Here is a 10,387-nt window from a genome sequence, read left to right on the forward strand (position 1 = left end):
CGCCTCGGCGGTGGGCTGGGCGGGCTCGACCGGGCCGGGGCCCACCTCGGCGGGCGTGCCCTCGGTCAGCCGCAGCAGCTCGTCGTAGCTGGTCGGGAAGACGGTGTGCGGGTGCCCGGCGGCGGCCCACACCTGCCGGTGGCGGGCGAGCTCGACGTCGACGAGCGTGCCGATCGGCTCGGGGTGGCCGATCGGGGCGACCCCGCCGATCGCCTGCCCGGTGTGCCGGCGGACGAACTCCGGCGTCGCCCGGGTGACCGCCGGGACGCCGAGCAGGTCGGCCACCCGGGCCTCGTCGACCCGGTGCGCGCCGCTGGTGAGGACCAGCAGCGGCTCACCGCCGACGTCGAACACCAGGCTGTTGGCGATCGCGCCGACCTCCACCCCCAGCCCGGCGGCGGCGGCCGCGGCGGTCCGGGCGCTGTCGGGCAGCACGCGCACCTCGCCTGCGGCGCCGGCCGCGCGCAGCAGCTGCGCGACCTCGGCGACCCGGGGGTGCTGCGGGGTCTCCGCTGCGGTCATGCGGCGATCCTCCCACCGTCCCCCGCCTGTCGTGCCACCCGGGACGGCGGCCGGTGTGCGGGCTCACCGCAGGTCGGCGTCCAGCGGCCGGGCGGCGTCCGCCGCCGTGTCACGTGCGCCGGGGGACCGGTCGCCGTCGGGGGTGTCGAGCGGGTGGGCGATCTCGTCGGTGCCCAGCCGGGCGGCGGCGATGGCGAGCACGGCCAGCAGGGGCGGCACGCCACCGGCGAGGGCGAAGGTCGCGGCGACGCCGATCTGCTCGCTCACCGGGCCCGTCAGCGCCATGGACAGCGGCATGAAGGCCAGCGAGACGAAGAAGTCCAGGCTCGAGACGCGGCCCAGCATCGCCGGCGGGACCCGGCGCTGCAGCAGCGTGCCCCAGATGACGGTGGCGCCCTCGAAGGTGGCACCGACCACGGCCGCGGCGACCACCATGACCCACAGGTGGGTCGCCACCCCGAAGAGCGCCAGCGGCAGGCAGCCCGCGCCCCAGCACATGATCATCACCGTCAGGTAGCGACGCGGCAGCCGGCGCGAGGCGACGACGAGGGAGCCCGCCGCGCCGGCGATGCCGAAGGCGGCCAGCACCAGCGAGTGCTCGGTCGGGCCGCCGCCGACCTGCTCGCGGACGGCGAAGGGGGTGAGCACCTCCAGCGGGCCGATCACCACCAGCACGAGCACCGAGGCGAACAGCAGCGTCGCGAGCAGCCAGGGCGTCGCGGCCATGTACGCGAAACCGGCGCGGATGTCGACCAGCAGCGCGACGACCGGGTGCCGCGCCCGCCCGCCGGCCGCCGCGTCCTGCGCGGCCTCGGCGGCGAGGTCGCGGCGCAGCGGGGTCGCCGGCAGCCCGAGCAGCGCCAGGACGGCGCCGAGCGCGGCCACCGCGGTGGCGAGCAGCGCCACCCCGGGGGAGGTGGCCGCCACGATCCCGCCGGCCACGGCAGGGCCTGCCGCCTGCGTCAGCAGGGGCCGCAGGAAGCCCTCCAGGCCGTTGGCCGGGAGCAGGTCGTCGGCCGGCAGCAACGCCGGGACCAGCGCCGAGTACGCCGGGTAGTAGAGCCCCTGGGCCAGCCCGACGAGCAGCGAGGCGACCGCCAGGTGCCACACCTGCAGCAGCCCGGACAGCGAGAGCGCGGCGACCGACGAGGTCGCGGTCAGCTCGATCAGGGCGACGGCGATGAGGATCGGCCGCTGGGGCACGCGGTCGGCCAGGGCGCCACCGAGCAGCGTGGTGAGCAGCATGCCGACGGCCATGCCGGTGTTGACCAGGGACAGCGCGGCCGGTCCGCCGCCGAGCTCGATCACCTGCCAGACCACGGCCAGCAGGTAGAGCCCGGTCGAGGTGAGGGACAGGACGAGTGCGGTGGCCAGCCACCGGTACCCGGGGTGCCGGAGTGGGCTCAGCGCCCGCGGCAGGGCCGGCACGGGTTCCTCCTGCTGGTGGACGTGCCCGACGGTCGGCAGGCCGTACCAGTCGACCGCGCTCCGGGGCCGGGGTGCAACGGAGTTACCGGTCGGTGCAGTGGCTGCAACGACACGTGCCCGGACGGGCTCGGGTCGGCTTGACGCCCCTGGCGTGGTCCGGTCTACTTCACGGTGTTCGAACACCTGTTCGAACACCGTGGAGCCGTCCACCGACCCGGGCCACCCGTGCACCTCGGTGTGCGGGTGCTTCCCCGCCGGGTCGGGCGACGGTGCCACGGGTGGGGGCTGAGAGTGCGGGAGTCTGTCATGAGCCGGGTGCTCGTCGGGGCCGGAGGCCGCGTCGGTGAAGAGGTGCAGGTCGAGCAGGGGCCGTCGGGGCCGGCCCAGTTCTGGCGCGGCCAGACGCGCTACGTCGTGGGTGAGCTGCTCGACTCCTGGGTGGAGACCGCACCGTGGTGGCAGGCCGACCCCGCCGGTGGGGCGTCGGCGGAGCTGGTCGCCACCCGGCAGGTCTGGCGGGTGGAGGCGGTCCGCGCCGGGCGGTCCCGGATGAGCTTCGCCGGGGTGTTCGACCTGTCCTGGGAGCCGACGGTCAACCAGTGGCTGCTCGTCCGGGCGCACGACTGATGGGCGCCGCGCGCGTCATGTCCTACGACGACCGGCCCGCCGAGGGCCAGCTCCCGTTGCCCCCGCCGCTCCCGGCCGTCGCCGCCCAGCTGCTCGGGCAGGCCCACCGCGGGCTGGCCGAGGCCGCGACCTGCCCCGACGCCGGCTGGCGCTACGCCACCGCCCACCTGGCCGCGCTCCGCGGTGCGGCCGCGGTGCTCGCTGCCCGCACCCAGCCCGAGCCGGGGCGCCGCCGACCGCGCAGCGCCTGGGTGCTCATCGGCCAGGTCGCGCCGGAGCTGGGCGAGTGGGCGGCGTTCTTCGCCGCCGGTGCGGCCAAGCGGGCTGCGGCCGAGGCCGGGCTCTCCTCCGCGGTCACCGAGCGGGAGGCCGACGACCTGGTCCGCGACGTCACCACGTTCCTCGGCGTCGTCGAGACGTCGATCAGCAGGGCGGTGCCACCGCAGTCCCCGGCCCGCCTCCGGTCGATGGACTCACGTCCCCGCCGTCCGGCCGGGCGCTCGGGCTCGTGAGCGAGCTCACGAGCTCACGCACAGGCACAGGAGCAGTGCGAGCGCGTCCGGTGAGCGCCAGCGAGCCGGGCTCGTGAGCGACCCCTTCGTCCACCTGCACGTCGCGTCCGGGTACTCGATGCGGCACGGCGCCAACCACCCGGCCGACCTCGTCGCCCGGGCGGCCGAGCACGGCATGGGCGCCCTGGCGCTGACCGACCGGGACGGCCTGTACGGGGCGGTGAAGTTCGCCGTCGCCTGCCGGACGGCGGGGATCCGGCCGCTGTTCGGGGTCGACCTCGCCGTCGACCCCGGAGCCGGCGGGGAGCCGGGCCGGGTCCGGGCCGCCGACCTGCACCGGGCGCGGCACCCGGTCGGGCGCCGGGCACCGGCCCGCGGTGGCGCCAGCGTCGACCCACGGCTGCCGCGGGTCACCTTCCTCGCCAAGGACGGCGCCGGCTGGGCGTCGCTGTGCCGGCTGACCAGCGCCACCCACCTGGGCGGCACCCGCGGGGAGCCGGTCAGCTCGCTGCCGCTGGCCGCCGCGCACGCCACCGGGCTGCTGGCCCTGCTGGGGCCGGGGTCCTCGGTGGGCCGGGCGCTGGCGGAGGGCAACGCCGACCTGGCGCGCGCCCGGCTGGCGGCCTGGCAGGCGGTGTTCGGTCGTGGTCAGCTCGCCCTCGAGGTGGTGCACCACCGCGGCCAGGGCGACCGGTCCCGGGCCCAGGCGCTGCTGCGGTTCGCCGCCGAGACCGGGGTGCCGGCGGTGCTCACCAACGCGGTCCGCTACGTCGACGCCCTCGACGCGCCCACCGCCGACGTGCTGGACGCCAGCCGCCGGCTGGTGCCGCTGGGCCAGCGGCACGTCGACCGGCGCACGGCCGAGGGGTACCTGAAGTCGGGCAAGGAGATGGCCGACCTCGCCGAGGAGCTGGCCGGCCCTGACCGGGACGCCGCCCGGCGGCTGCTGGCCACCACCGCCGGCATCGCCGAGCAGTGCGCGGTCGACGTGCGCGCGGACCTGGGCATCGGCACCGTGCGCTACCCCGAGCTGGACGTGGTCACCACGCCGGCCGAGCGCGGGATGAGTCCCTCGGGGGTGCTGCGGGCGCGCTGCGAGGCGGGCTTCGGCCGGCGGGCGATGACGCCGTCGGCCGCGGTGCGCGAGCGGCTGGAGGACGAGCTGGCGGTCATCGACGAGCTCGGCTACCCCTCCTACTTCCTCACCGTCGCCGACGTGGTCACGCTGATAAAGGAGCTGCGGGTGCGGGCGGCGGCCCGCGGGTCGGGTGCCGGCAGCCTGGTCACCTACCTGCTGGGCATCTCCGACGTCGACCCGATCCGCTACGGCCTGCTGATGGAGCGCTTCCTCTCCCCGCTGCGCCACCAGCTGCCCGACATCGACATCGACGTCGAGTCCGCCCGGCGGATGGAGGTCTACGACGCGGTGATCGCGCGCTTCGGTGCACACCGGGTCAGCTGCATCTCGATGATGGACACCTACCGGGTGCGGCACGCGATCCGCGACGTGGGGGCGGCGCTGGGGCTCCCGCCGGCGGAGGTCGACGCGGTGGCCAAGGCGTTCCCGCACGTCCGGGCCAACCAGGTGCACGCCGCGCTGCGTGACCTGCCGGAGCTGCGGGCCAGCCGGATGGGCTCGCGGCGGGGCGGCGGCAGCGGTGACCTGGACCTGGTGTTCGACCTGGTGGCCAGGCTCGACGGGCTGCCCCGGCACATCGCCCTGCACCCGTGCGGGGTGCTGCTGTCCGACGCGACGCTGCTGGACCGCACCCCGGTGGAGAACAGCTACCTGGGCTACCCGATGAGCCAGTTCGACAAGGACGACGTCGAGGAGCTCGGGCTGCTCAAGCTGGACCTGCTGGGCATCCGCATGCAGTCGGCGATCGCGCACGCAATGGACGAGGTGGCCCGGGTCGACGGGGAGCAGGTGGACATCGACGCCGTGCCCCGGGACGACCCAGCCACCTTCGAGCTGATCCGCAGCACCCGGACGCTGGGCATGTTCCAGATCGAGTCCCCGGGGCAGCGCGAGCTGGTCGGCAAGTTCGGCCCGCAGACCTTCGAGGACCTCATCGTCGACATCTCGCTGTTCCGGCCCGGCCCGGTCAAGAGCGACATGGTCACCCCGTTCCTGATGGCCCGGAACGGCTGGCGTGACCCGGTGTACCTGCACCCGGCGCTCGAGCCGGCGCTGGAGCAGACCGCCGGGGTGGTGGTCTTCCACGAGCAGGTGCTGATGATCGTGTCCGCGATGACCGGCTGCTCGCTGGCCGAGGCCGACGAGGTGCGCCGGGCGCTGGGGGAGAGGGACGCGCACCCCGAGGTGAGGGCCTGGTTCGCCCCCCGGGCGTTGGAGGAGGGCTTCGCCGCCGAGGTGGTGGAGAAGGTGTGGGAGGTGCTGGTCGCCTTCGGCTCCTTCGGGTTCTGCAAGGCCCACGCTGCGGCGTTCGCGCTGCCCACCTACCAGTCGGCCTGGCTGAAGACGCACCACACCGCGGCCTTCCTGGCCGGGGTGCTCACCCACGACCCGGGCATGTACCCCAAGCGGCTGATCCTCGACGACGCCCGCAACTTCGGCGTGCGGGTGCTGGGCCTGGACGTCAACGCCTCGACCGGCACGTTCCGGGTGGAACGGGTGGCCGACGAGCCGGACGATGACGGCGGCAGCGGGTGGTCGCGGCCGGCCTGGATGCCGGCGTCGATGCCCGATCCGGCCCGGTACGGCATCCGGCTGTCGCTGGCCGACGTCAAGGGCATCACCGACGACGAGGTCGCCCGGATCGTCGCCGGTCAGCCCTACCGCTCGCTCGCGGACTTCTGGAGCCGGGCGGGGGTGTCCCGGCCGGTGGTGGAGCGGCTGGTGCTCGCCGGCGGCTTCGACTCCGTCTACGGCTTCGGGGTGCGGGACAGCGAGGCCGGCCGGCCGACCCGCCGGCGGGAGCAGCTGACCCGCCGCGACCTGCTGCTGCAGATCGGCGAGCTGGACCGCTGGAGCCGCAGCGGCGCCCGGGCGAGCAGCACCGGGCAGCTCGGGCTGGAGCTGTTCGGCGCCGGCACGGGTCCCGACGAGGAACCGGGGCTGTTCGACGCCCCCGGTGCCGACGGCAGGATGCCGGAGTTCGTCAGCTCCGGGCTGCCGGAGTTCACCGACGCCGAGCGGGTGCGGGCCGAGCTGGAGGTGCTCGGGCTGGACGCCAGCCGGCACGTCGTGGAGTTCTACCGGCCGTTCCTGGCCGCGCTGGGCGCGGTGCCGGCGGGTGAGCTGCTGGGCTGCCGCAGCGGGGCCGAGGTGCTGGTCGGCGGGGTGAAGGTGGCCACCCAGACCCCGCCGATCCGGTCCGGCCGGCGGGTGGTGTTCGTGACCCTGGACGACGGCACCGGGTGCGCGGACTCGACCTTCTTCGAGGACGTGCAGGGACCGTACGCAGCAACGGTCTTCCACTCCTGGCTGCTGGTCGTCCGCGGGGTGATGCGCCGGACGGGGCCGCGCGGGGTGTCGATGCGGGCCACCGGGGCGTGGGAGCTGCCGGCGCTGCACGAGGCGTGGGAGACCGGCGGGCTGGACGCGGTCGCCGAGCTGATGGCGGCCCCGGGCAGCTACACCGAGCAGGCGATCGCCGGGGCGGCGGCGTCGCACGGGCCGCGACCGGTGGTGGTGCGGCCGGTGCTGGTGCATCCGACCGGGTTCCGGATGTCGCCCTACGCCGACATCAAGCCGGCCGGGGAGGACGCCGCGACGGCCGCCCGCCGCGCGGCGTCCGGACCGCCGCGGAAGCTGTGGCACTCCAGCCCCGGCAGCTCCGGCCACTGATGGCGGACCACTGCCGGAGGGACAGCGCCGTCGAGCACCACCAGCGCGGCCGCGGGACCGGGAGGGCGCCCAGCCGACGTCGGTGGCCGCCCTCCTCGAGGGTCGCGGCTCAGCCGGTCTGGCCGGGCGGTGCGTAGTCCGGCCGCAGCTGGGCAGCGCGGTCGAGCTGCTCGGGCGAGAGCAGGACGATCGTGCGCGCGCGCACCGCGCCCGAGCCGCTCACGGTGAGCGCCACAGCTGCGGCGGACTCGCTGTCCGGCATGTCGACGATCACGTAGACGTCGTCGCCGCCGAAGCCGAAGTCGAACGTCTCGATCCGACCACCGAGGGCGGAGACCATCTTCTCCACCGCTGTCCTGCGGGCCGATCCACCCGCGGCCATGAGGCCCCGGGCTCCCTCCGCCGAGTAGTTCCCGATGACCATGAACCTGGGCATGGGTGCTCCTTTCGGACGACCCCCGCTCGCCGGCGATGCTCCTCACCCGTCCGGGCACGCACAACGGTGGTCCGCACGCCTCACGCGGCGGCGGCGCGGCCGCTACCCACCGGCAACCGCGCGCGGTCGAGGGTGACGACGATCCGAGCGGTCCCCGGTCCCCGGTCCCACCCGGTGGACGGCGACCCGGGGAGGTCGCCACTAGGCTCCGGCAGGTGCCCGCGCCCGACTCCGCCCTCGCGCAGCCCCCTGCCCGGACGGCCGCGATCTGGGCCGCGCTCGACCCCGTCGTCACCGGCTCCCCGCTGCAGGTGCTCGACGTCGGTGGCGGCAGCGGGATGTTCGCCGTCCCGCTGGCCGAGCTGGGCCACCAGGTCACCGTGGTCGACCCCAGCGCCGACGCGCTGGCCACCCTGCACCGCCGGGCCGCGACCGCGGGTGTCGGCGAGCGGGTCCGCGGCGTCCAGGGCGACGGCGACCGGATGCCCACCGCGCTGCCCTCGGCGGACCTGTTCGACCTGGTGCTCTGCCACTTCGTCCTCGAGGTCGTCGACGACCCGGCCAGCACGCTGCAGCAGATCGCCGGTGTCCTCCGCCCCGGTGGCCGGCTCTCCACCGCCTCGGCGAACCGGGCCGGCGCCGTGCTCGGCCGTGCTGTCGGCGGCCACCCGGTCGAGGCGCGCGCCCTGCTCACCGGGCAGGACCCGGCTCCGGCCCGCGGCGGACCGGCCCGCCGCCGGTTCAGCCCCGAGGAGCTGCTCACCCTGCTCGCCGGCGCCGGCCTGGAGCCGGGGGAGTGGCGCGGCGTCTCCGTCGTCACCGACCTGCTCGGCGCCTCCACCGGTGCCGACGCCGACGCGCTGCGTGCCCTGGAGCTCACGCTGGCGACCACGTCGCCCTACCGGGACGTCGCGACCGGGCTGCACGTGCTGGCCGTCCGCCCGTGACGGTCCCGCCCGACGACTTCGCGGTCCCCGCCTACGGCGCGAACACCCTCGCCGACGTGCTGCCCAGCGTCGCGACCGCGCTCGGTGTGCCGGTCCGCCGCGGCGACCTGCCGGCCGACCCGCTGGACCTGACGCCCGCCCTCGGCGGCGCGCGCCGGGTCGCCGTCCTGCTGGTCGACGGTCTGGGCGCCGAGCTGCTGGCCGAGCACCGCGACGAGGCGCCGGTGCTCAACGCGCTCGGCACCCCGGCGGGGGTGCTGTCGGCTCCCTGCCCGAGCACCACCCCGGTCAGCCTCGCCACGCTGGGCACCGGGCTGCCGCCGGGCGGCCACGGCGTGCTCGGCTTCGTGACCGAGGTGCCCGGCGAGGGCCGCACCCTCAACCACGTCCACTGGGGCGACGACCCCGACCCGCTGCAGTGGCAGGCCCAGCCGACGGTCTTCGAGCAGGCCACCGCGCACGGCGTCACGTGCACCGCGGTCGGCCCGCACGCCTTCGCCCGCTCCGGGCTGACCCGGGCGGCCTACCGCGGCGCCGACTACGCCAACGCCTACAGCCCCGGCGACCTGGTCGGGGTCGTGCACGCCGCCCTGGCCGCCGGCGACCGCAGCCTGGTCTACGGCTACACCCCCGAGCTCGACCTCACCGGTCACGTCCGCGGGGTCGACTCCGCGAGCTGGCGGCACCAGCTCGGCGTCGTCGACCGGATGGTCGAGCAGCTCGCCGCTGGACTGCCCGACGACGCCGTCCTGCTGGTCACCGCCGACCACGGCATGGTCGACGTGCCGGCCGGCACCCGGCTGGACGTGGGGGAGGAGCCCGGCCTGACCGACGGCGTGCGGCTGGTCACCGGCGAGCCCCGCGCCCGGTACGTGCACACCGAGCCCGGTGCCGCCGACGACGTCCTCGCCACCTGGCGGTCGGTGCTCGGCCACCGCGCCTGGGTGGTCAGCCGGGCGGAGGCGATCGCCAGCGGGGTCTTCGGGGACGTCCAGGAGCAGCTGGCCGACCGGATCGGTGACGTGGTCGCGCTGGCCCGCAGCAGCTGGGCGTTCACCGACATGGCGACCGAGCCGCACACCTCGCTGCTGGCGGCCTTCCACGGCTCGCTCACCTCGGCCGAGCTGGCCGTCCCGCTGCTCGCCGCCCGCGGTCGTGCGCTGGACTGAGGCTCAGACCGGGGCGATGACCCGCAGCGCCAGCGGGTGCCAGCTGCGCCAGTGGCCCGGCAGCGCGGCCGAGCAGGTCAGCCGCTCCGCGGTGTCGGACAGCCGGCTCTCCACGGTGACGACCACGTCCCCCTCCGGGCCGGTGAGGACGACGTCGAAGCGCTCGACGCCCGGCGCCGGCGCCGGCAGGGCCCGGACCCGCCGCACCGGGAGGTCGGCCACGCCGAGCAGCCCGAGCTCCTGGCGGGCGGCGTGCTGCGCCGCCTGGGCCGCCGGTGTCAGGCCGGACCGGCCGCGCAGCAACGGCAGCACCACCTGGCCGGCGGCGGAGGCGGCGACCAGCCCGCCGCCGTCCTCGGGCACCTGCCCGTAGACCAGCCCCCACGGCAGGACGACGACGTTCGCGGCGAACCGGTCACCGCCCAGGTGGCTGGTCTCCCAGACGTCGGCCGGGCCGCCGGCCGGGAGGGCGCGGGCCAGCGGGCGGCCGCGGACGGCGCAGCAGACGTCGTGCGCGCCGTGCGTGCACACCAGGTAGGTCGGCGCCCGGGTCGGCGTGCCGACCGACCCGTCCCACGGCAGCTGCAGCAGGTCGGCGTCGGACTCGCGGGTGGACCACCAGACCGTCTCCACCCCGGGCGTGGTGTCCGCGACCGCCCAGCGCCGGCCGGAGTCCGACAGCCGGCCCCCGGCGCGGCGCACCAGCTGGATGCGCATGCCCAGCTCGCGGGCGCGGGCAGCCAGCCGGGACGCCACCCGCCGGTCGAACCGGGACTCCAGCAGCGCGTCCCGGCCCCACGGCCCCGGCTGCTCGACCAGCAGCCAGCGCCGGGCCGGTGGCGCGGTCGCCACCGAGGAGTCGCCGCGCAGCAGCGCCTGGACCGAGCAGCGCGCCGCGTCCAGCCGGCCGACGGGGGTCGAGCGGGGGGCGGGGG

The 10,387-nt window shown here is 76.3% G+C and carries 9 protein-coding genes; 5 read left to right on the plus strand and 4 right to left on the minus strand.

Annotated elements, in window-relative coordinates; translation table 11 throughout:
* A partial coding sequence (locus tag FHL80_RS24045; protein WP_138735854.1) for a YbaK/EbsC family protein occupies positions 1-522 on the minus strand: 522 nt, incomplete at its 3' end.
* Between the two features lie 63 nt (positions 523-585).
* Positions 586-1,950, minus strand: a complete 1,365-nt coding sequence (locus tag FHL80_RS24050) for an MFS transporter (RefSeq protein WP_138735855.1) — start codon at positions 1,948-1,950, stop codon at positions 586-588.
* A 306-nt stretch (positions 1,951-2,256) separates the two neighbouring features.
* Here FHL80_RS24050 and FHL80_RS24055 point away from each other — a divergent pair, with 306 nt between their 5' ends.
* The 3 genes from FHL80_RS24055 to FHL80_RS24065 all read left to right on the plus strand — a co-directional run bounded on the left by FHL80_RS24055 (position 2,257) and on the right by FHL80_RS24065 (position 6,900).
* Entirely contained in the window at positions 2,257-2,577 is a 321-nt protein-coding gene (locus tag FHL80_RS24055; RefSeq protein ID WP_138735856.1) for a DUF6504 family protein, read from the plus strand.
* Entirely contained in the window at positions 2,577-3,089 is a 513-nt protein-coding gene (locus FHL80_RS24060) for an SAV_6107 family HEPN domain-containing protein (RefSeq protein ID WP_216871014.1), read from the plus strand. The genes FHL80_RS24055 and FHL80_RS24060 overlap by 1 nt, the downstream gene beginning before the upstream one ends.
* Positions 3,090-3,162: 73 nt before the next feature.
* Positions 3,163-6,900: a DNA polymerase III subunit alpha gene (locus FHL80_RS24065; protein ID WP_138735857.1), complete on the plus strand. Its 3,738-nt coding sequence runs from the start codon at positions 3,163-3,165 to the stop codon at positions 6,898-6,900.
* A gap of 109 nt (positions 6,901-7,009) precedes the next feature.
* Here FHL80_RS24065 and FHL80_RS24070 read toward each other — a convergent pair whose 3' ends face one another.
* Complete coding sequence (locus FHL80_RS24070; RefSeq protein WP_138735858.1) at positions 7,010-7,336, minus strand: GYD domain-containing protein; 327 nt, start codon at positions 7,334-7,336, stop codon at positions 7,010-7,012.
* A gap of 215 nt (positions 7,337-7,551) precedes the next feature.
* Here FHL80_RS24070 and FHL80_RS24075 point away from each other — a divergent pair, with 215 nt between their 5' ends.
* Positions 7,552-8,283, plus strand: coding sequence for a methyltransferase domain-containing protein (locus tag FHL80_RS24075; RefSeq protein WP_138735859.1), 732 nt, complete (start codon positions 7,552-7,554; stop codon positions 8,281-8,283).
* Positions 8,280-9,452 (plus strand): alkaline phosphatase family protein, encoded by a 1,173-nt coding sequence (locus tag FHL80_RS24080; RefSeq protein WP_138735860.1) that lies wholly within the window; start codon positions 8,280-8,282, stop codon positions 9,450-9,452. Before FHL80_RS24075 ends, FHL80_RS24080 begins: the two co-directional genes overlap by 4 nt.
* 3 nt (positions 9,453-9,455) lie before the next feature.
* Here FHL80_RS24080 and FHL80_RS24085 read toward each other — a convergent pair.
* The coding region (locus FHL80_RS24085; protein WP_138735861.1) for a sucrase ferredoxin at positions 9,456-10,387 on the minus strand (932 nt) is incomplete at its 5' end.

The sequence above is a fragment of the Modestobacter excelsi genome (assembly GCF_005930495.1).
GTDB lineage: Bacteria > Actinomycetota > Actinomycetes > Mycobacteriales > Geodermatophilaceae > Modestobacter > Modestobacter excelsi.

Bases quoted from the DNA above. Each gene is read 5' to 3' on its own strand.
- FHL80_RS24055 (WP_138735856.1), top strand. From the start codon at position 2,257: ATGAGCCGGGTGCTCGTCGGGGCCGGAGGCCGCGTCGGTGAAGAGGTG.
- FHL80_RS24060 (WP_216871014.1), top strand. From the start codon at position 2,577: ATGGGCGCCGCGCGCGTCATGTCCTACGACGACCGGCCCGCCGAGGGC.
- FHL80_RS24070 (WP_138735858.1), bottom strand. From the start codon at position 7,336: ATGCCCAGGTTCATGGTCATCGGGAACTACTCGGCGGAGGGAGCCCGG.